11 protein-coding genes are annotated in these 21,200 nt (G+C 72.4%); 9 read left to right on the top strand and 2 right to left on the bottom strand.

From position 1 onward, the window contains the following. The first annotated feature begins 2 nt into the window (after window positions 1-2). From F4562_RS00905 to vioC, 7 genes are read left to right on the top strand one after another with little or no spacing between them, the layout of a single operon-like run. Window positions 3-1,112, top strand: a complete 1,110-nt coding sequence (locus F4562_RS00905) for a fatty acid desaturase (protein ID WP_184546159.1) — start codon at window positions 3-5, stop codon at window positions 1,110-1,112. Continuing rightward, window positions 1,093-1,854, top strand: coding sequence for a PhzF family protein (locus tag F4562_RS00900; protein WP_184546157.1), 762 nt, complete (start codon window positions 1,093-1,095; stop codon window positions 1,852-1,854). The genes F4562_RS00905 and F4562_RS00900 overlap by 20 nt, the downstream gene beginning before the upstream one ends. A gap of 51 nt (window positions 1,855-1,905) precedes the next feature. Further along, a complete protein-coding gene (locus F4562_RS00895) occupies window positions 1,906-2,097 on the top strand; it encodes an MbtH family protein (protein ID WP_184546155.1) in 192 nt (63 codons plus the stop codon). A gap of 1 nt (window position 2,098) precedes the next feature. Next, window positions 2,099-2,815, top strand: a complete 717-nt coding sequence (locus F4562_RS00890) for a thioesterase II family protein (RefSeq protein ID WP_184546153.1) — start codon at window positions 2,099-2,101, stop codon at window positions 2,813-2,815. Between the two features lie 3 nt (window positions 2,816-2,818). Beyond that, window positions 2,819-6,466 carry a condensation domain-containing protein gene (locus F4562_RS00885; RefSeq protein ID WP_184546151.1) on the top strand — a complete coding sequence of 1,216 codons (3,648 nt, stop codon included), beginning with the start codon at window positions 2,819-2,821 and terminating at the stop codon, window positions 6,464-6,466. Next, window positions 6,450-6,866: an SRPBCC family protein gene (locus tag F4562_RS00880; RefSeq protein WP_184546149.1), complete on the top strand. Its 417-nt coding sequence runs from the start codon at window positions 6,450-6,452 to the stop codon at window positions 6,864-6,866. Before F4562_RS00885 ends, F4562_RS00880 begins: the two co-directional genes overlap by 17 nt. Further along, window positions 6,859-7,887 carry an arginine beta-hydroxylase, Fe(II)/alpha-ketoglutarate-dependent gene (gene vioC, locus F4562_RS00875; RefSeq protein WP_184546147.1) on the top strand — a complete coding sequence of 343 codons (1,029 nt, stop codon included), beginning with the start codon at window positions 6,859-6,861 and terminating at the stop codon, window positions 7,885-7,887. Before F4562_RS00880 ends, vioC begins: the two co-directional genes overlap by 8 nt. Here vioC and F4562_RS00870 read toward each other — a convergent pair. Both F4562_RS00870 and F4562_RS00865 read right to left on the bottom strand, forming a co-directional pair. Next, window positions 7,881-9,329, bottom strand: a complete 1,449-nt coding sequence (locus tag F4562_RS00870; protein ID WP_184546145.1) for an amino acid adenylation domain-containing protein — start codon at window positions 9,327-9,329, stop codon at window positions 7,881-7,883. The two genes, vioC and F4562_RS00870, sit on opposite strands and share 7 nt — an antisense overlap. Further along, on the bottom strand, window positions 9,326-15,631 hold the full coding sequence (locus tag F4562_RS00865) for a non-ribosomal peptide synthetase (protein ID WP_184546143.1): 6,306 nt from the start codon (window positions 15,629-15,631) through the stop codon (window positions 9,326-9,328). Before F4562_RS00865 ends, F4562_RS00870 begins: the two co-directional genes overlap by 4 nt. Window positions 15,632-15,730: 99 nt before the next feature. On the opposite strand from F4562_RS00865, the gene F4562_RS00860 reads away from it, so the two are divergent. Together F4562_RS00860 and F4562_RS00855 are read left to right on the top strand one after the other, a co-directional pair. Continuing rightward, window positions 15,731-18,880, top strand: a complete 3,150-nt coding sequence (locus tag F4562_RS00860; RefSeq protein WP_184546141.1) for a condensation domain-containing protein — start codon at window positions 15,731-15,733, stop codon at window positions 18,878-18,880. Then, window positions 18,880-21,189 (top strand): lantibiotic dehydratase, encoded by a 2,310-nt coding sequence (locus F4562_RS00855; RefSeq protein WP_184546139.1) that lies wholly within the window; start codon window positions 18,880-18,882, stop codon window positions 21,187-21,189. Before F4562_RS00860 ends, F4562_RS00855 begins: the two co-directional genes overlap by 1 nt. The last annotated feature ends 11 nt before the right edge of the window (window positions 21,190-21,200 follow it).

Raw genomic sequence — 21,200 nt, 5'->3', positions numbered from 1 at the left:
CCGTGCAAGACGTTCGCGCCACGTATCTTCGCTTCCCGTCATGGACGCAGCACTTCTGGACCTGGCAGACCGGTAAGGCGCTGCCCGGACAGCAGCCGTTGCTGCGTCACACGTGGGCCTCGTACCTGGCCGTGACCCTGACGCTGTTCTTCGCCGGCCTCGCGGTCTCGACCGTCGCCGTGGCCACGATGCATCCGTACTGGGTCGCCGCCCTTCTGGGCGGCTGGGTCCTCACGGTGGCCGGCGCCCGCATGATGGTCCTGGTCATCGCGCACCAGGCGTTGCACCGGCGGTTCTCGGGCCGGGCGGCCGGCGACCGGTTCTGGGGCGAGGCCGTCACGGTTCTGAGCGTCTTCCACACCTTCGGCGACTTCAAGGAGGAGCACTTCGACAACCACCACCGGCGGGAGGTCTTCGCGACCGAGGTGGACCCGCCGGTGCAGTTCCTGGCCGCCCTCGGATTCCGGCCCGGGATGTCCCGGGCCCAGCTCTGGCGGCGCGCGTGGACGGTCTTCCTCTCGCCGGTCTTCTACTGGAAGGGATTCGCCGGCCGGATCGCCAGCAACCTGCGGGGCGGCCACCTGCGGCGGGCGGTCTTCGCGCTCTGGTTCGGCTGGTGGCTGTCGCTACCGTTCTGGTTCCCCAACGGCCTGCTGGTGCTGCTGCTCGCGTTCGTCGTCCCGGTCATCGCGTTCGCCCAGCTGAGCGCGTTGCTGGACCGGCTCGGCGAGCACGAGTGGCTGGCGCCGCGCAAGGCCGAGTACGGTCACCGCTTCTACACCGCGGCCAACACCTCCGCCCGCTTCTGCGGCGGGCCCGTGCCGGCCAAGGGTGACGGGTTGTGGGCGTGGATCCGCTGGAGTGCGCTGACCCTCTGCTACCACCTGCCGTCACGGCTGCTCGTGGTCGTGGGCGACCTGCCCAACCACGACTACCACCACCGCTATCCCGCCACGCCGGACTGGACCATCGCGGCCTACGCGCGGCAGCGGGACATCGACAACGGGCCGGAAGGCCCGCCGTACCAGGAGGTGTGGGGGATGGGCCAGGCCATCGACCGCGTCTTCCGCACCTGGGAGGAGCTCCCCGCGCATGCGGTTCCACGTGGTTGACACCTTCGCGGACGAAAGCTTCGCCGGGAACCCGGCCGCGGTCGTGGTCGCGGAGGCGTTCCCGGCGGAGGCCGCGATGCAGCGGGAGGCGCACCGGATCGGCCTGCCGACGACGGCCTTCGTGGTCCCGGCCGTCGCGCCGGAGGAGTATCGGGTGCGCTGGTTCACCCCGTACAAGGAGATCAACCTCTGCGGCCACGCCACCATCGCCAGTGCCCGCCATCTGTTCGACCGGGACACCGGTCTCAAACGGCTCACCTTCGTCTCCGACAACGGTGTCCTGCGCGCCGAGCGCGACGGCGACCTGGTGGCCATCGAGCTGCAGGCGGTGCCACCGGCGCCGTGCGAGCCGCCCGCCGGGCTGCTGGAGGCGCTGGGCACCGCCGCGGCGCGCTGCGCGGTCTCCAGCGACGACATCCTGGTCGAGGTGGAATCGGCGCAGGCCGTGGCCGCCGTCCGGCCCGACTTCGCGGCGCTGGCCGCCCAGCCGTTCCGCGGTCACATCGTGACCGCGCGGGCCTCGTCCGACGTGGACTTCGTGTCGCGGACCTTCTTCCCGGCCCTCGGCGTGAACGAGGACCAGGTGTGCGTCAGCGCGCACTGCAAGCTCGCGCCGTACTGGGCCGAACGGCTGGGCCGTACCCGGCTCACCGCGCTGCAGCTCTCCCAACGTGGCGGACGTCTGGAGATGACGCTGGCCGGCGAGCGCGTGCGCGTGCTCGGTACGGCGGTGCCCCGGTAGCGGCGTGTCCGGTTCCATCCCGTTCCACAACCCGTCGAAGGAGACCCTGGCATGAACCCGTTCGACAATCCCGATGGTGCCTTCCTGGTGCTGGTCAACGACGAGGAACAGCACTCGCTCTGGCCGGGCCACCTCACCGTGCCCGCGGGCTGGCGCGTGGTCCACGGTGAGGACTCCCGTGAGGCGTGCCTGGAGTACGTGGAGCGGAACTGGACCGATCTGCGCCCGTTGAGCGCGCGCTGACATGACGGTCTGGCTGGAACGTGAACCCTCGCCCAGTGCGGCCGGACGGGTGTTCTGCCTCCCGCACGCGGGATGCGGCACCGGCGTGTTCGGCGCCTGGCCGCAGGAGCGGAACTCCGTGGAGTTCCTGCCGGTGGAGCTGCCGGGCAGGCTGAGCCGCTTCGACGACCCGATGCCTGACACGTTCCAGGACCTGGCCGACGCCATGATCACCGGCCTGTGGCCGTACCTGGATGTACCCTTCGCCCTGTTCGGGCACTGCTGGTCGGCCTACGCGGCGTACGAGGTCGCCGTCCGGCTGGAGCGGGCCGGCCGGCCTCCCGCGCGCCTGTTCGTCTCCTCGCAGCTGGCACCGCAGGACGGGCCCGTGGGGCGGATGCTGACCATGAGCGACGCCGAGCTCCGGGCAGAGCTGGAGGAGTCCATCCGGGAGCAGGGCAACACGCCGCACCCCGAGCTGGTCGCCATCTATCTCAGGATCCTCCGCGCGGACGTCGAGGTGAGCCGGCGCTACCTCGTGCCGGATCCGGTACGGCTCGCGTGCCCGATCACCGCCATCGGCTGGAGCGAGGACGCCGAGGTGAGACCCGAGGAGATGAAGGGGTGGGCCGGCTGCGGCGACACCGCCTTCCTGGTCTTCCCCGGGCGGCACCACCGGTTCCAGGACGCTCCGGCCGAGCTCCTGGAGACCCTGCAGAGCGGTTTGAGAGGGGAGTAGGGCATGGGCGACGTCGAGGACATCTACGAACTCTCACCGCTCCAACAGGGCATGCTGCTGCACAGCACGCATGACGGCGCCGCCGACATGTACCTCAGCCAGCACATGTACGAGGTGGAAGGGCCACTCGACTACCAGGCCCTGGAGCGGACCTGGAACGCCGTCCTCATGGCGCATCCCTCGCTGCGCACGTCCTTCCACTGGGAAGGGCTCGACAAGCCCCTCCAGGTCGTCCACCGGGACGTGACGCTGCCCGTGCACCGGCACGACTGGACGCACCTGGACGCCGCACAGCAGCGCGAACGCCTCGAACGGCTGCACGCCGAGGACCGGGCGGCCGGGTTCGACCTGACGGCCGCGCCGCTGCAGCGCCTCCACCTGGTCCGGCTCGGGGAGGACCGGCACAGCCTGACGTGGACCTACCACCACCTCCTGCTGGACGGCTGGTCGGTGGCGGTCGTCATGACCGAGGTCATGGCTCGCTCCGGCGGGGGGCCCACCCCACCGGACCCGCCGCCCTACCGCGACTACATCGCGTGGCTGCAGCGGCAGGACCCGGAGGCGACCAAGGACTTCTGGACGCGCACACTCGCCGGCGTCACCCCCAGCCGCCTGGCCCCGCTGCGGCCCTGGGATCCGCGGCGCGGCACCGGGGAGGTCAGCCGCCGGACGGTGGATCTGCCCGAGCGGATCGGCCGGGGGCTGAGGGAGGCGGCGGCCCGCCACCGCGTCACGTTCGGGACATTGGTGCAGGCGGCGTGGGCCGTGGTGCTGCGGCGCTACACCGGCCGCTCCGACGTCGTCTTCGGCTCCACCAGCTCCGGCAGGCCCGCCGAGCTGCCCCAGGTCGAGCGGATGGTCGGGCTGTTCGCCAACACGCTGCCGGTGCGGGTGAGCGTTCCGGACGACGGCGACGTCGGCGCGTGGCTGCGCGACATCCAGGATCGATACGCGCAGATGCGCCGGTACGAGTACACGCCGCTGGCCGACATCAAGACGTGGGCGGGTACGCCGGGCCGCGCGCTCTTCGAGAGCCTGGTCGTCCTGGAGAACGCCGCCCTGGCGGTCGGCTCCGCCGGAGCCGGGCAACCGGGGCGGCCCGCGTTCCGCCGGGACGCCCTGTACGACAAGATCAGCTTCCCGCTGACCCTGACGGTCGCGCCGCAACCGGTCTCCGAGCTGCAGGTGCTGATCCACCGCGAACGCTTCGACGAGGGCTTCGTCGACGACGTCCTGGCGCGCCTGCACGCCGTCTTCGAGGCGATGGCGAGCGCCGATCGCCTTTCGGTCGTGGTCGCGGCGGCCGGTCCCGACGCCGTCGCGCCGCTCGCCCCCGTCGCCTCCGAGGCGCCGGCCGAGCCGCTCAGCGCGGAGGCCGCGCGGCTGGAGGAGAAGGTCGCGGAGGTCTTCCGCGAGGTCCTCGGCGTGCCGGACGTCGATCCCACCGCGAGCTTCTTCGGCCTGGGGGGCGACTCCTTCGCCGCGGTCCGGGTGGTCAGCCGCATCGACGGGGCGAGCGTCGGCATGCTCGCGACCCATCCCAGCGTCCGGGGGCTGGCCCGGGCACTCCTCGATTCCGGCGGGCCGGACACGGCGCCGGACGACGAGCTGGACGAGAAGATCGCCGAGCTGGAACGCCGGCTGGCCGGCGAACGCGCGAAGCGGGCGGCGCTGAACGCCGGTCCCGTCCCGGTTCCCCGCGACGGCGCGCTGGCCTGCACCTTCCAGCAGGAGGCGGTCTGGTTCATGAACCAGTACGACCCCGCCTCGACCGTGTACCACATCCCGTTCCCGCTGCGGATCCGCGGCCGCCTGGACGTCGAGGCGCTGGAGAGGGCCCTGCAGCGCCTCGTGACGCGGCACGAGGCGCTGCGCACCAGGTTCCTGAACCAGGACGGGGTGCCGCGCCAGGTGATCGACCCGCCGCCGGCCGTACGCCTGGAGCCGATCGACCTTCCAGCCGACCACGTCGAGCGGTGGGCCGCCGACGAGTGCGCCAGGCCGTTCGACCTGGCGCAGGGGCCGGTGTTCCGGTACGCGCTGGCCCGGATCGCCCCGGACGAGCACGCGCTGGTGCTGGTCTTCCACCACATCGTGGCCGACGGCTGGTCGGCCGCCGTGCTCGGCGGCGAACTGTCGGCCCTGTACGCGGCCGGAGGCGAGGCGGACCTGGAGCCGCTGCCGGTGCAGCCGGCCGACTACGCCGCCTGGCAGCGCCGCCGGCTGCGCGGGGCCGAGCTGGAGCACCGGCTCGGCTACTGGCGGGAGACCTTGGCCGACCTGCCCGTCGTGTCCTTCCCCGCCGACCGGCCGCGTCCCGACCGGCCCACCGGCCGCGGCGACACCATCGCGCGGCAGACGCCCGACGAGTTGAGCGCCGCGGTGCGCGCCTGCGCGCGAGAACACCGGGTCTCCCTGCTGGCGGTGCTGCAGGCCGCGCTGCTGGTCGTGCTGCACCGCTACACCGGGCAGCGCGACCTGCCGATCGGTTCCATCTTCTCGGGCCGGACCCGGGCCGACATCGAGGGCCTGGTCGGATTCTTCGGCAACACCCTGGTCCTGCGGACCCCCCTCGACGGCGACCCCACCTTCGGTGAGCTGGTCCGCCGCTGCCACGACACCATCCTGAACGCCACCGCGCACCAGGACGTGCCGTTCAACCTGGTCGTCGACGCGTTGCGGCCGGAGCGGGCCGCCGGACGCAATCCGCTGTTCCAGATCGGCCTCACCCTCCTGCCGCGCGACATCGGCGCGGCCGACCTCGTGCTCGGCGAGGTGAGCATCGAGCCCATCGTCGTTCCCGAGCGCTACGCCCTCTACGACATCTCCGTCGACGTCTCGGACTCGCCCGACGGGACCCTCCCGTTGTCGGTCGAGTACTCCACCGACCTGTTCGACGCCGACCGGATCGATCGGTTCATCGACCACTACCTCACCGCGCTCGGTGAAGCCGTCGCCGCACCCGGTGCCCGCGTCGGCGACATCGAGATCCTGACGGCCGCGGAACGCGACCGGGTGCTCCGCGACACCGACCTGCTGGCGCGGCACCCGGGTGGGGGCGAGGTGGCCCTGGTCGACGGCGACGGCATCCGGTGGACGCACCGGCAGCTCGACGCGGCGGCCGGCCGGCTCGCCAACCGGCTGCGGCGGGCCGGTGTCGGCTCCGGCGACCGGGTCGCCCTCTGCCTGCCACCCGGCGCGGACCTCGTCACCGCCCTGCTGGCCGTGTGGAAGACGGGAGGGCAGGCCGTCCAGGTCGCCCCGGGAGAGCCGGTGCCCGGCCTGGTCCTGACCCATGCCGAGCATGCCGGGAGCTTCGGCTCCGCGCTCGCGCTGGACACCGAGCGGGTCTCGCTCGCCGCCGAGCCGGCCGGAGCACCCGCCGCGGCCGAGGTGCCCCACCTGCCGCCGGTCACCGAGACCGAACGCCGGCTCGCCGCCACGGTGGCCGACCTGCTCGGCGTCGAGCAGGTCGGCGTCGGCGGCGACCTCTTCGGCCTGGGCGGCAACTCGCTTCACGCCACCCGGCTCATCGCCCGCATCCGCGGTGCCTTCGGCGTCGAGGTGCCGGTCCGCGACCTGTTCGCCAACCCTTCGCTGCGAGAGCTCGCCGCCAGAATCGAGGAGGATGCGCGTGGAGTGCCGCACTGAGCGGTCGGACACCTACAGCGTTTCGATCGAGGCCCCGCCGGAGTTCGTCTGGCGGGTCGTGGCCAACGTCGAGGACTGGCCCCGGTTCTCGCCCTTCGCCCTCGCCGTGAAACGGACGTCGGAGACGACCTACGACGTCACGGGTCCGCAGGGCCCTGTCGTGCTCTCCAGCCTCTTCCACCGGGAGTTGCTCCTGCTGGACCACAGGGTGATCCTCCCGGACGGTACCGAGATCTTCATCCCGTACCGGGTCACCGCCAATCATCGGGGCAGTGAGTTGATCATGACGAACGTGAAGTCGCCGGGTGACTCCGCCGAGGAGTACGCCGAGCAGCTCCAGTGGATGCGGACCGAGCTGGACGGGGCCAAGAAGTATGTGGAGGAGCTGTACCGTGCATGAGCTCACGCTGACGCCGCAGGACGGAGCGCAGCTGGCGCCGCTGCTCACCGAGATCGCCAAGATGTACGACACCATCGAGGACGCCGAACTGATCCGGCAGGCCAGGGTGCTGGCCAGGTCCCTGCCGACACGTCTTGTGGAGTTCCTGGAGGACTTCCGCCTCGGCGAGCCCTCCGCCCTGTGCGTGCTGTCCGGCCTGGCGGTGGACGAGGAACTGCTCGGGCCCACCCCCGAGCACTGGCGCGACAGCCAGTACGGCTCGCCGTCCTTCACCCAGGAGATCTTCTTCCTGCTGTGCGCGTCCGTCCTGGGCGACGTCTTCGGCTGGGCGACCCAGCAGGACGGCCGGATCATGCACGACGTGCTCCCGATCAAGGGGCACGAGAACTACGAGATCGGCTCCAACAGCCTGCAGCACCTCTCCTGGCACACCGAGGACGCCTTCCACCCGTGCCGCGGCGACTACGTGGCGCTCATGTGCCTGAAGAATCCGGACGCGGTGGAGACGACGGTCTGCGACGCCGGCGACCTCGACTGGTCCTCGCTCGACGTCGCGGCGCTGTTCGAGCCGGAGTTCACCCAGATGCCGGACAACTCCCACCAGCCGCAGAACGCCCGGCAGTCCACCGGGGATCCGGTGGTGGACCGGCTCCGGATCCGGAGCTTCGAGCTCATCCAGTCGTGGAACGACGACCCGGTGAAGCGGCCGATCCTCTTCGGCGACAGCCTCGACCCGTACATGGCGCTCGACCCCTACCACATGAAGACCGACGGCTGGCCGGAGCGTTCGCTGCGCGCCTTCGAAGCCCTGTGCGCGGAGATCGAGGCCAAGATGCGCAGCGTCCGCCTGCGGCCGGGAGACCTGGTGTTCATCGACAACTTCCGCGCCGTGCACGGCCGTAAGTCGTTCCGGCCGCGCTACGACGGTTCGGACCGGTGGCTCAAGCGGCTCAACATCACCCGCAACCTCCGCGGCTCGCGCGGGTGGCGGCCGGCGGCCGACCACCGCGTCATCTACTGAGCGGATCTGCTCAGGGCCCGGTGATCCACCTTTCCCGAGGGTGACAGCGGCAGCGTGGCCAGCCGCTCGAACCTGGTGGGCAGCATGTGGGAGGGCAGGACCCGCGCGCACTCGGCCCGGGCCCGCCCCGGGTCGAACGTGTCATCGGCCGCGACGTAGGCCACCAGCAGCTCGCCCACGGCGTCGTCGGTCTCCAGCAGCACCGCCGCGTCCCGCACGCCGGCGCAGGAGCGCAGGACGATCTCGATCTCCGGCAGCTCGATGCGCATCCCGCGCAGCTTCACCTGGCGGTCGATCCGGCTGAGGTACTGCAACTCCCCGCCCGGCACCCGCCGGGCCAGGTCCCCGGAGCGGTAGTGGCGCACCCCGTCCACCACGACGAAGCGTTCGGCGGTCAGGTCGTCGCGGCCCAGGTAGCCCGCGGCCACGCCGGCTCCGGACACCCAGATCTCGCCCACCTCGCCGGCCGGCACCTCCGACCCGTCCGGGTCGCGCAGCGTGATGCCCAGGCTGGGCAGGGGCCTGCCGATCGGCGAGGGGTTGGCCCCGCGCAAGGTGACCGGGTCGAGTTCCTTGAAGGTCGCGTGCACGGTCGTCTCGGTGATGCCGTACATGTTGACCGCGACGGGTCCGGTGCCGGGAGGCAGTGCCGCCAGGAAGCGCGCGGTGGCGTCGAGGTCGACGGCGTCGCCGCCGAAGATGAGGTAGCGCAGCGGCAGCGGCGGGCACCCCTCGTCCTCGTGCGCCTCGGCCAGCATGCGGAAGACCGAGGGGACCTGGTTCAGCACGGTGACCCGCTCGCGGATCAGCAGGCCGATGAGCTCGCCCGGATCGAGGGAGGCGTCCTCGTCCACGACGACCACCGTGCCGCCGGTGGCCAGCGGACCCCACATCTCCCACACCGACAGGTCGAAGTTGACCGAGTGGAACAGGGCCCATCGGTCGTCCGGGCCCACGTCGAAGAGCGGCAGCGCGGCGTCGAGCAGGCTGAGCACGTTGCCGTGGGTCACCACGCAGCCCTTGGGCCGCCCGGTGGAGCCGGAGGTGTAGATCACATAGGCCGTGTCGCCCGCCTCCAGGTCCGGCGGGACGGTCGCGGGCGGGTGGCCCCGGACCGGCACGGAGTCGCCCACGACGTGGGAGATCCGGCACTCCTCGGTTATCAGGCGCAGGCGTTCGGCCGGGTAGCGTGGATCGAGCGGCACGTAGGCCGCCCCGGCCAGCATGATGCCGAGCACGGCCACCGCGACGTCGACGGATCGGGCCACACGCAGGCCGACGAGCTCGCCCCTGCTCACACCGCGACGTCTGAGCTCGGCCGCCAGGCTCCCGGCCGCGTCGGCCAGCTCGCGGTACGACAGGGTCTGCGGGCCGCAGGTGACCGCCGGCCTCTCCGGATGCTCAGCGCGGGTCGCCAGGAACAGGGCGGGCAACGATGTCATGGCTCGACGCTTTCGGTGAGGATCTCCAGGTACTCGGCCAGCAGGCCGCGGATGGTGGCCGCGGTGAACAGGTCGGTGTTGTACTCCAGCAGCACCGCGATCCGCTCCGGCGCGTCCGGCCCCGAGACCAGGCCCAGGCGCTGTCCGGCGTGCGGGATGACCACCACGTTCAGGTCGAACTTCGAGGAACGGTTGTGGGCGTTCAGCACCTCGACGTCGAGGCCGGGAACCAGCAGGGACGGCATCGGCGTGTCGAGGAAGTTGAACATCACCTGGAAAAGCGGGGTGTGGCTGAGGCTGCGCGGGGGACGCAGGCTCTCCACCAGCTTCTCGAACGGCATGTCCTGATGGGCGTAGGCTTCCAGGCAGACCTCCCGCACCCGGTCCAGCACCTCGGGGAAGCCGGGACGGCCGGAGAGGTCGACGCGCAGCAGGACCGTGTTGATGATCATCCCGAGCAGGTTCTCCAGTTCGGGACGCTGCCGGTTGGCGATGCCGCTGCCGACCACGATGTCCTCCTGCCCGCTGCGTTCGCGCAGCAGCAGGGCGAAGGCCGCGAACATCGTCATGAACAGGGTGGCGTCGTGGTCCCGGCCGTACTCGCGCAGCCGCCGGGCGAGCGACCCCTCGATGAAGAGGGTCTCCTCGCCGCCGCGTGAACCCAGCACCTCGGGGCGGGGCCGGTCGCCGGGCACCGACAGCAGCGGCGGCGCGCCGCGCAGCCGTTCCCGCCAGAAGTCGAGCAGGGATCGCAGCCGCTCGCCCTGGAAGGTCCGCCGCTGCCAGGCGGCGAAGTCGGCGTACTGGACGGGCAGCTCGGGCAGGCGGGGCGGCCGGCCGGTGGCATGGGCCTCGTAGAGCTCCAGGAAGTCGCGGAGGAACACTCCCTGGGCCCACCCGTCGTGGACCATGTGGTGCTCCACCACGACCAGGACGTGGTCATCGGCCGCCAGGCGGACCAGCGTGACCCGCAGCAGGGGCCCCTTCGCCAGGTCGAAGGGTTCCTGACCGGCTGTGAGGATGAACTCCTGGAGCAGGTCCTCACTGCCGTCGACGACGGTCAGCGGGATTCCGCGCGGTTCGCCGATCTCCTGGAAGGGCTCGCCGTCGACCTCGGGGAAGGTCGTCCGCAGGATCTCGTGCCGGACTTCGAGATCGTCCAGGGTCCTGGCGATCGCCGCCACGTCGAGCCGTCCCCGCAGGCGGAGGGCACGCGGCACGTTGTAGGTGGTGCTCTCCGGGTCGAGCTGCTGCAGGAACCAGATCCGCTCCTGGACGAACGAGAGCGGCAGCGGCCGGTCCCGCGGGGCGGGTGGCACCCGCCGGGACAGGGCCTGCGGCGCGTGGCGGATCCGGTCCGCCAGGTCGGCCAGGACAGGGGTCTCGAACACCGCCCGGAGCGGCAGGTCACGGCCGAGGACGTCGTTCACCCGCGCCAGCATCTTGGTCGCGGACAGGGAGTGTCCCCCCACCGCGAAGAAGTCGTCGGTCCTGCCGACCTCCTCCACGTCGAGCACCTCGCGCCAGATCTCCGCCAGCGCGCGCTCCTGCGGTGTGCGGAACGGCTCCTGCACGCTCGGCCGCCGCGGTGCCGTCACCCGGGGCAGCGCGCTGAGATCTATCTTGCCGTTGAGGGTGCGCGGCAGCGCGGGCAGCGGCACATACCGGGCCGGGACCATGTAGCCGGGCAGCACGGCGTGCAGCGCCGTCCGCAGTTCGTCGGCCACGCACGTCTCCGGCACCACGTAGGCGAGCAAGGACTTGCCGTCGCGCACCACGGCGGCGTCGGTGACGCCGTCCAGCCCGCGCAGCGCCGCCTCGACCTCGCCCGGCTCCACGCGGTAACCGCTCAGCTTGATCTGCCGGTCGGAGCGGGCCACGAAGACCAGCGTGCCGTCGGACAGGTGACGCACCAGGTCACCGGTGCGGTAGAGCCGCCCGCCGGGGGGGCCGAAGGGATCCGCGACGAACCGCTCGGCGGTCAGGCCGGGGCGGTTCAGGTAGCCGTGGGCCAGTCCGGCGCCGCCGAGATACAGCTCACCGGTCAGACCGGCGGGCACGGGCCGGCACGCGGTGTCGAGCACGTAGGCGCGGACCCCCGCCAGCGGCCGGCCGATGGGGACCTCGCGGCCTGGCCGATCGAGCTCGTGGGCGGTCGCGACGACGGTCGCCTCGGTGGGCCCGTAGGTGTTGACCAGCCGGACGCGTCCGCCGACCGTGGCGTGCCAGGCCGCCACCCGCTCCGGCAGCGCCTTCTCGCCGCCGATGATGACGAGCCGGACCGTGGCGGGCAGCGTCTCCGGTGTCTCCGGTGTCTCCGGTGTGTCCGGTGTGTCCAGCGCGTCGACGAGCTCGTGCCAGAACGCCGTCGGCAGGTCGAGCACGGTCACTCCCTGTGCCGCGCAGGCGGCCAGGAACGTGCCCGGGTCGGCCAGCATCCGGTCCGTGCGCAGGACCAGGCGCGCGCCACGGGTGAGGGTGGGATAGATCTCCTCGACGCTGGCGTCGAATCCGATCGAGGCGAACTGCAGCACCCGATCGTCCGGGCCGATGCCGTACAGCTCGGCGGCCTGCCGGGTGAAGGCCGACAGCGCTCGGTGCGGGACCTCCACCCCTTTCGGCGTCCCGCTCGTGCCCGAGGTGTAGACGACGTAGGCCGGGTCGTCCAGCGCGGGCGGCGGCAGCGCCGTGACCGGGCGGTTGAGGATCTCCGGCCGATCCGCGTCCAGCAGGACCAGCGGAGCGGTGACGCCCCGGAGCTTGTCGGCGAGTGCCTCCTGGCTCACCACGGCGTCCACACCGGCGTCGGCGAAGACGGCGGCGACGCGGTCGGCGGGGCTCAGCGGATCGATCGGCACGTACGCCGCGCCGGCCCGGCCGCTGGCGAGCATCGCCACGACCATGCCGGAGCCGCGTTCCAGGCAGATGCCGACCCGGCCACGGGAGCCGACGCCCTTGGCGCGCAGCAGGTGCGCGAGCCGGTTGGCGTGCTGGTCCAGCTCCAGGTAGGACAGCGACTCGCCGCCCGCCACGATGGCCGTCGCATGCGGTGAGCGGAGCGTCTGCTCCTCGACGAGCCGGGACACCGGGAGTTCGGCCTCCGGCGCGGGCCCGCCGGTGCTCCACCCGCCGAGCAGGAGGGTGCGCTCCTCGGCGCCGGCACGCGGGACCGAGCCCAGCGCGGCGCCGGGCTCGGCGACCACGGCCTCGAGCAGGGCCGTGAAGTGCCGGACGAACCGATCCGCCGCGTCCTCGTCGAAGGCGTCGGTCCGGAAGCGGAGGCAGCCGTGGATGTCGCCGTCGAGCGCGGTGAGCGACAGCTCCAGATCCATGGCGCACTCGCCCAGGCTGACCGGGAGCGACTCGGCCCGCAGCCCGCCGAACGGGCGCCGGACGCCGGCGTGACCGAGCAGCAGCGCCGGGAAGGCCGTGACGTCGGCGGCGGTCGGCTGGTTGAAGACGAACATCGTCCGGAACCGGGCCGCGTCGCGGTGCTCCTGGCGCTCCAGCGCGCCGATCACCTGGGTCCTGGTCTGGGCCAGCAGCTCGCGGAAGGTGTCGCGGGCATGACTGCGGATCGGCACCGGGTTCATGAAGTGACCGACGACGCCGGCCAGGTGAGGCTGCGTGCGGGCCGCGAAGGGGACGCCGACCGCCAGGTCGTCCTGGCCGGTGAGCCGGTGCAGCAGCGCCTGGTGGGCGGCGAGCAGGAAGACGCTGGGCGTCACCCCTTCCGCCGCCGCGCGGCGTACCAGTCCGGCGGTCAGCGGCGCGCCGATCCTGAACCTGCGGGTCCCGCCCGGACCGCTGAGCGAGGGCCGGTCCCCGCGACCCGCCTGCTCCTCCCGCCGGGACGGCACGCCGGCCGGACCGGCGTCCAGGGCGGGCAACCCGGCCGCCGGGCCACCGGTCTCCTCGCCGTACAGCGCCTCCAGTTCCCGGCCGAGGACCATCGTGGACCAGAAGTCGGTCACGATGTGATGCGCGGCGAACAGCAGCACGTGCGTGTCGTCGGTGAGCCGGTAGAGGTGCAGCCGGGCCGGCGGGCCGCAGGCGAGGTCGAACGGCCGGTTCGCGTCGGCCTCGATCCGGGCCTCCAGCTCCGCCTCCCCGAGCTCTGACACCGAGAAGGACTCCGGGGCGGCCGGCCGGACGACCGGCACGGGCTCGCCGTCCCGTTCGGCGAAGACGGTCCGCAGCGCCGGATGCCGCCGCAGGAGGCGGTCGTGGGCCCGACGCAACGCCTCCGCGTCGAGCAGCCCGTCCAGCCGGAACGCGGCCGCCGTGGTGTAGGCCGTGCTCTCCGGTTCGAGCCGGTGCAGCAACCACAGGTCCCGCTGCCCCTGCGACATCCGGGGGGTCGCCGGTGCCCCGGAGTCCCCACCGGCGACCGGCCCGCCGGCCGGTTCCGGGAGCGGGAGATCGGTGACGAGGGAGGCGACGTCGGCCAGGGAGGCGCCGCCGAGGAGGTCGCCCAGCGGGAGCCGCACCCCCAGCTCGGCCTGGACCCGCTGGGTCAGCTCCTGGGCGGCGAGTGAGTCCATGCCCAGGGCCAGCAGGGGAAGTTCGCGGGCGATGTCGGAGGCGGGCAGCCCGCAGACGGCGGCGGCCTGCTCGCGCAGGTAGGTCTCCATGTCGGCCGAGCTGCGGCCGATCTCGGGCAGCTCCCCGGCCAGCAGCAGGTCCCGGCAGACCCGCCGGCGTACCTTGCCGCTGGTGGTCTTGGGCAGGCAGCCGGCCGGGATCAGCACCACCAGCCCGATGTGCAGGCCGTGTTCCCCGGCCACCAGGGTCCTGATCGCCCGCGCCACCTCCGCGACGTCAACGTCGCCGGCGTCGCGGACGATCTCGTGCACGATCGCGGGCTCGTCGTGCTCCACGGTGAACGCCGCCCCGCAGCCCGGCCGCAGGAGGGGATGGGCCCGCTCGGCGGTGGCCTCCAGGTCCTGCGGGTAGTGGTTGCGGCCCCTGACGATGATCAGGTCCTTGAGCCGGCCCGTGATGGTCAGCTCGCCGCCGGCGAGCCTCCCCAGGTCCCCGGTCCTCAGGTACGGCCCGCCGCCGTCCGCGAGCTCGGCCTGGAACACCTCCCGGTTCTCCTCCGGCCGGTTCCAGTACCCGCCGGCCACGCTCGGCCCGCGCAACCACACCTCGCCCTCGTGCCCGGCGGGGCACGGCCTTGCGGTCACCGGATCGACGATCCGCACCTCCTGGCCGGCGCCGCCCCGCCCGCAGCCGACCGGACCCTCCCCGGAACCTTCCCCGGAGACGGGGGCGAATCCGCCGCTCACGATGAGCGTGGCCTCGGCCAGGCCGTAGCACGGGAAGAACGCCTCGGGACGGAAACCCGCGGGTGCGAACGCCTCGGCGAAGCGCGCCAGGGTGGCGCGCCGGATCGGCTCGGCCCCGTTGAAGGCCACGCGCCACGCGCTGAGGTCGAGCTGTTCCCGCTGCTCCGGCGTGGTCTTCCTGACGCACAGGTCGTAGGCGAAGTTCGGCCCGCCGCTCAACGTCAGCTCCAGCCGCGACATCGCCTCCAGCCAGCTCGCCGGACGCCGCAGGAAGTCGACCGGGGACATCAGCCACATGGGGAACCCGGCGAACAGCGGCTGCAGGAGCCCGCCGATGAGGCCCATGTCGTGGTACGGCGGCAACCAGCTCAGCCCGCGCATGGCCGCGTCGGTGCCGAAGAGCTCCTGAACGAGCCCCGAGTTGTGCAGCAGGTTGCCGTGGGTGAGCATCACACCCTTCGGCTCGGCGGTGGAGCCCGAGGTGTACTGCAGCAGGGCCAGCGCGGAGGCGTCGGCTCCAGGGCCGGCCCATTCCCCCTCGTCGTCCGGCGCGGTGTCGGTCGCGATCCAGGCCAGGTCCCCCAGGGGCAGGTCGCCGGCCAGGGGGAGCAGGGCCGCGACGGTCAGCAGCGCGGCGGGCCGCGCGTCGGCCACGATCGTCAGCAGGCGGGGCAGCGTCCGGTCCAGCCGCAGCGGGTCGGGGGGGAACGTGGGCACCGCCACCGCACCGGCGTACATGCAGCCGAGGAAGGAGGTGAGGAAGTCCTCACCGGGCGGGTAGAGGAGCAGCACCCGGTCGGCCGGGCCGACTCCGGCGCGCCGGAGCTCACCGGCGATCGCCCGGGCCCGCCGGTCCAGGTGGGCGTAGGTCACCGGCCGCTCACCGCCGGGGTGCTCACCCAGGAACACGAAGCCGACGCGCTCCGGTTGACGCCTGGCCCGCCAGCGCAGTAGCTCGGCCAGGGTGGTCGCGTCGGCGGCGGTCGGGAAGTCAGGAAGATCGCGTCGCATCGTACCTCCGGATCACGAACGTACCGAGGGCACTGCGGGCTGAGATGTCACATGAAGTGGGGCGTCGCCCCGCCGGAACGGCCTGCCTACCCTGTGGCCATGGCACACTCGCCCCGTACCCCCGATGAGGAGGCGGTCGCCGCGATCTGGCGCGATGCCCTGGGATGCCCGGATCTGGGGATCTTCGACGACTTCTTCGAGCTGGGCGGTCACTCGCTGCTCGTCCCCAAGGTCGTGGCGCGTATCCGCAAGACGCTGGGCCTCCAGATCCAGATCAAGGAGTTCTACGCCTCGCCCACGATCGCCGCGGTGGCGGCGGGAGCACGGCCGGTGCCCGGGACACGTGCCATCGGACGGCGGCCCGCGGACGCCGACCCGGTGCTCTCCTTCGAACAGGAGCGTCTCTGGCTGGAGGACCAGGTACGGCCGGGAGCGGCCTACAACGTCCACGGCCGGAGGTTGCTGACCGGCCCGCTCGACCTCCCCGCGCTGGAGGCGAGCATCCGCGCGATCCTGCTCCGCCACGAGACGCTGCGCACCCGGTTCCCGGTGGTGAACGACCGGCCGACCCAGGTCGTGGACGCGCTCGGCGACGACTGGGCCCTCGATTTCGCCGACCTCACCGGTGAGCGGGGAGACCCGCGCGAGACCGCTCATCTGCTGGCGGACCTGCAGGCGGCGACGCCCTTCGACCTGGCCACCGGCCCACTCTTCCGCTGCGCGCTGCTCCGGCTGGCCGAGACCGAGCACCTGCTCTCGGTCACGATGCACCACATCGTCTCCGACGCCTGGTCGGTCGGCCTCCTCGTCCGTGAACTGTCGGCGCTCTACGAGGCCGGCGGCGACGCCGACCGCGCCGGGCTGGCCGAACTCCCGATCCAGTACCGCGACTACGCGCTCTGGCAGCGCGAGTCCCTGAGCGGGGCGGCGCTGCGGCGGGAGGTCGGCTACTGGAGCGAGCGCCTGGCCGACCCGCCGCCCCCGCTCGCCCTGCCCACCCGCAGGAGCCTGGCCCCGCTGCGCACCTCTCCCGGCCACCACCTGGAGCTGGCTCTGCCGAAGTCGCTGACCGCGGCGATGCACGACCTGTGCCGCCGCTACGGCGTGACCATGTTCATGACGATGATGGCGGGACTGACCGCCGTCCTGTCACGCTGGTGCGGCCAGCGGGACATGGTGATCGGCGTGCCGGTGGCGGGACGCGCCGCCGAGGGCACGGACGGGCTGATCGGCTTCTTCGTCAACACCTTGCCCTTCAGGATCGACCTGTCCGGCGACCCGAGCTTCGCCGACCTCCTCGGCCGGTCCAGGCAGGTCGCGCTGGAGGGGCTGGCGCACGCGGACGCTCCCTTCGACGTCATCGTCAAGGAGCTCCAGGTCCCGCGCGACCCTCGTCGCTCCCCGCTCTTCCAGGTCCTCCTCAACATGATCGACAGCCCGGAGCCGGAACGGATCGGCGGCGTCGACGTCAAGCCGCTGGAATCGATCACGCTTCCCAGCAAGTTCGATCTCACCATGACCGCCCAGGAGGTCGACGAAGCACTCCGGATCTTCCTCGACTTCAACGCCGACCGCTACGACCCGGAGATGATGCGCACCCTGCTCACCCACCTCCAGGCCGTGCTGGAAGCCGCGGTCGCGGATCCGGGGAGGAACATCCTGGACCACCCGCTCACCGACGGCCACGACGAGCTCCCGCCCGGCGGCCCTCCGCCGGAGGAGACGGCGCCGCCCTGGCCGCGGACCGGAACGGCGGTGCGGGACGACCTGGGGGAGTGGAGCTACCCGTGGCTGGCTCAGGCGGCCGGCCGGGTCGCCGAGACACTGGCCGGACGGGCACCGGCCCACTACGGGGTGGTGCGCAGACGGTCGGCCGCGTTCGTGGCCGCGGTTCTGGGGTGCGCGGAGGCGGGCGTGCCGTTCACAGTGATCGAGGACGCCGGCTCGGTGCCCGTTCACTTCCTCGGGGTGGACACGGTGGTGGACGTGAGCCCGGCCGGCGACGCGCCGGACACCACGCTCGACCTCAGCTCGCTCATCGGCGGAGCCGGCGGTGAGCAGGAGGCGGCGGGCCGGCCCGTCCTGCCCGGACCGGCGGCCCCCCACGCCGACCTCACCCCCGGCGACCGCTTCGCCGTGCTGTCCACGCTGCCCGGCCACCTGATCTCGGCCGTCTCCAGTGCGCTGCGCGCCGGCGGGACCCTGGTGCTGCGGGAATCCGCCGGGAACCTGCCGGACTGGCTGCGGGAAGAGGAGATCACCGTCGCCTACCTGACGCCGCCGATCCTGCGAGCCCTGGCGGGCGAGCGGCTGCCCGCTCTGCGCTACGCCTTCATCGAGAACTCAGGCGACCTGCTGGCCTGCGACATCGCCACGCTGCGCCGCCTGGCACCGGGCTGCCGGGCCGTCGGCGTGCACCGCCTCGGCCGTGACGGGCGGCCCGCAGCCGCCTACCCGGTTCCGGAGGACTGGGCAGAGGAGTCCGCGCCGACGGTCGTCCCCCTGGGCACCGGCCCCGCCGTACGGCTCAGCCTCGCCGGCGGCGGGCCGGCCGCCACCGGCGAGGTCGCCGAGCTCTGCGTCGGGACCGGCCGCACCGGCGACCTCGCGCGCCGCTGGAGCGACGGCACGCTGGAATTCGTCGCCCGCAGCGGAGAGAACCCGGGCGATGATCTGAGGGACGTCGTGGCCGTCCTGCGCGAACTGCCGGAGGTCCGTGACGCGCTGGTGACCGAGCAGGTCATGGACGACGGCAGCCTCGCGCTGGTCGGCTACGTGACGGGACCCGACCCCGAGCAGGACACCGTCAAGATCACCCAGTATCTGCGCAACCGGCTGCCCGACCGTCTGATCCCCGGGCACCTGCTCCTGCTGGAGAGCCTGCCGCTAACCCCGGACGGCGGCTACGACCTCGCCGCGCTTCCCCAGCATGCCTCCGACGGCCCGCCCGCCGACACCTACGTGGCCCCCCGCACACCGATCGAGCGTCGCCTGACCGAGATCTTCGAGGAACTGCTCCAAGCCGAACGGGTCGGCGTCCACGACACCTTCTTCGAGCTGAACGGCTTCTCCCTGCTGGCCACCCAGCTCACCGCCAGGATCAGGGAGTCCTTCGTCATCGAGCTCTCCCTCCGCCAGGTCTTCGAGGCACCCACGGTGGAGGAACTGGCGCGACTGGTCCTGCGGGCTCAAGGCGAGCAGTACGGAGCGGCCGAGTTCGCCGCCCTGCTGGATGAGATCGAGACCTGATGAGCGAGCATCACGTGCCGCTGGGCGGCACCGGCTGGTTCGTGTGGCGCGACGTCGCGCTGCGCGGCGCCGGATTCCCCGCCGGGAGGTTCCTGGAGATCTGCGACGACGAGCTCGCCGCCGCCGCCGACTCCGGAGCGGGCTACGAGGAGGCCTACGCCGAGGCCGCCGAGCGCCTGTCCGCCGCCATGGGCCGGATCGCGGTGGACGGCGCCTTCCGCGAGGCGGTGGCGTGGCAGAGCCCGCAGGTGGTCCGCTTCACCCTGGACAAGGTGGCGGCGGGCGAGCCCCGCGCCACGCGCGGCGGTCGCCGCCATGAGCTGACCATCGCGACCTACCTGCAGCGTTACTGCCTCAAGAACGACACGGTGGGATTCTTCGGTCCGTTCGGCTGGGCCCGGCTGGTGCCGGAGGACACGGGGATCGTCGTGGACCCCGGGACGGGGTTCCTGTCCCGGCGCACCACCTATTTCGAGGACTGGGCGATCAGCACGCTCGCCGAGACGCTGGCCGCCCTGCCCGAGGTGTGGTTCTGGCTGCGTCCCCGGCGCGCGCTGTCGGCGTCGCTCACCGGCAGGCTGTTGCGCCGGCCGTTCGGCAGGCCGGTGACGCTGACGGTCGCGGAACTGCGGGTCCTGGCGCTGTGCGACGGACACCGGACCGTGCGGGAGATCGTCGGTGACCCGCCGGCCCCGGCCACGGTGGCGGCCCTGTTGCGGCTGCGCGAGGTCGGCGCGGTCCGGATCGACCTGTCCGGCCCGCTGGAGCCCTGGCCGGAGCGGACGCTGGCGGCACGGATCGAGGCGATCGCCGATCCGTCGGTCCGCGACCGGATCAGGCGGCCACTGGAGGAGCTGACAGCGGCGCGGGACGGTGTGGCCGCCGCCGCGGGGGACGCCGACAGGCTGATGAAGGCCCAGCGGGAGCTCGCCGACACCTTCGAGCGGCTCACCGGCCGGGAGGCCGGCCGCCGCTCGGGCGGACTGTACGCCGGCCGGACGCTGGTCTACGAGGACACCGTCCGCTCGGCCGAGGTCCAGGTGGGTTCCCGGGCGCTCGCCGCTCTGGCCGCACCGCTGGGTTTGCTGCTGGACAGTGCGCTGTGGCTCGTCAACACGGTCGGTGGCCGCTACGGTGCCCTGGCGCGTCAGATCTTCGACCGGGAGACCGCGAGGACCGGCCGCGCGGACATGCCGCTGCTCCAGCTCCTGACCTCCCTCATGCCGGAACTCGGGCAGCTCACCCTCAGCCCGGAATCGGAGATCGTCGACGAGGTGGTGGCGGAGTTCCAGGAGAAGTGGGCCAGGATCCTCAGCCTGCCGTCAGCGGACGTCCGGGAGCACCGGGTCTCGGTCGCCGGCATCGCCGATCGGGTCGCCCTCGAGTTCCCGGTGGGGTCGCCCCGGTGGAGCGGCGCCCGCTGGTTCTCCCCGGACCTCATGGTGATCGCCACCGACGCCGAAGCCCTGGCGCGCGGCGAGGCCGGCTACGTGCTCGGCGAACTGCACTGCGCGGCCAACACCATCGAGAACAGGTCCTTCGTCAGCCAGCACCCCGATCCCGGCCGGCTGCGTGAGGCGACGGCGGCCAGCCACCCGGACGGCCGGCTGCTGATCGTTCCCCGGGCGGACTCGCCGCTGACGACCTCGCGCATGTCCCGGGCCACCGAACTCATGCTGCCGGGCAACGCCTACCTGAGCATCGGGGGGGAGGCGGCCGAACCCCCGCCCGGCATCACCATGCACTCCATCCTGGACTACTCCGTGACACGAGAAGGCGAGGTCCTCGTCGTACGGCACCGCGAGGAGGACCGGACCCACCCGTTCCTGGAAGCCGCCGGAGACCTGCTGACCGCTCTGACGACCAACGCGTTCCGCCCTCTCGGCCCGTCACGGCACCGGCCGCGCGTCACCGTCGACCGGCTGGTCATGAGCCGCGAGGCCTGGACGTTCCCGGCCGCCGAGCCCACCTGGGCCGCCCTCAAGGACGAACGCTCGCGTTACGCCGCCGCGCGGCTCTGGCGATCCCGGCACGGGCTGCCCGAACGGGGCTTCATCCGGGTGCCGAGCGAGAAGAAGCCGCTGGCGGTGGACTTCCGCAGCCTGCCCATGGTGAACCTCATGGCCAAACTGATCCGTCGTACCGCCGAAGCGGGCTCCGGCGAGATCACCGTCACCGAGATGCTGCCCGACCTGGACCACCTCTGGTTGCGGGACGCCGACGGCGAGCTCTACACCGCCGAACTACGTCTGATAGCGGTCAGACCCGGTGCGTCACGTCCCCGGAACACGGGGTCGCGTGTTTCCTGACCAGCGGTGAG

The organism is Streptosporangium becharense, from assembly GCF_014204985.1.
Lineage (GTDB): Bacteria > Actinomycetota > Actinomycetes > Streptosporangiales > Streptosporangiaceae > Streptosporangium > Streptosporangium becharense.
The sequence above is the reverse complement of the archived record's forward strand: the minus strand, read 5'-3'. Positions and strand labels throughout refer to the sequence as shown.

What these genes read in the sequence shown, in the direction of transcription:
- F4562_RS00895 (WP_184546155.1), top strand. Translation starts at nt 1,906, where the DNA reads ATGAACCCGTTCGACAATCCCGATGGTGCCTTCCTGGTGCTGGTCAAC.
- F4562_RS00890 (WP_184546153.1), top strand. Translation starts at nt 2,099, where the DNA reads ATGACGGTCTGGCTGGAACGTGAACCCTCGCCCAGTGCGGCCGGACGG.
- F4562_RS00855 (WP_184546139.1), top strand. Translation starts at nt 18,880, where the DNA reads ATGAGCGAGCATCACGTGCCGCTGGGCGGCACCGGCTGGTTCGTGTGG.
- F4562_RS00865 (WP_184546143.1), bottom strand. Translation starts at nt 15,631, where the DNA reads ATGCGACGCGATCTTCCTGACTTCCCGACCGCCGCCGACGCGACCACC.
- F4562_RS00860 (WP_184546141.1), top strand. Translation starts at nt 15,731, where the DNA reads ATGGCACACTCGCCCCGTACCCCCGATGAGGAGGCGGTCGCCGCGATC.
- F4562_RS00870 (WP_184546145.1), bottom strand. Translation starts at nt 9,329, where the DNA reads ATGACATCGTTGCCCGCCCTGTTCCTGGCGACCCGCGCTGAGCATCCG.
- F4562_RS00900 (WP_184546157.1), top strand. Translation starts at nt 1,093, where the DNA reads ATGCGGTTCCACGTGGTTGACACCTTCGCGGACGAAAGCTTCGCCGGG.
- F4562_RS00885 (WP_184546151.1), top strand. Translation starts at nt 2,819, where the DNA reads ATGGGCGACGTCGAGGACATCTACGAACTCTCACCGCTCCAACAGGGC.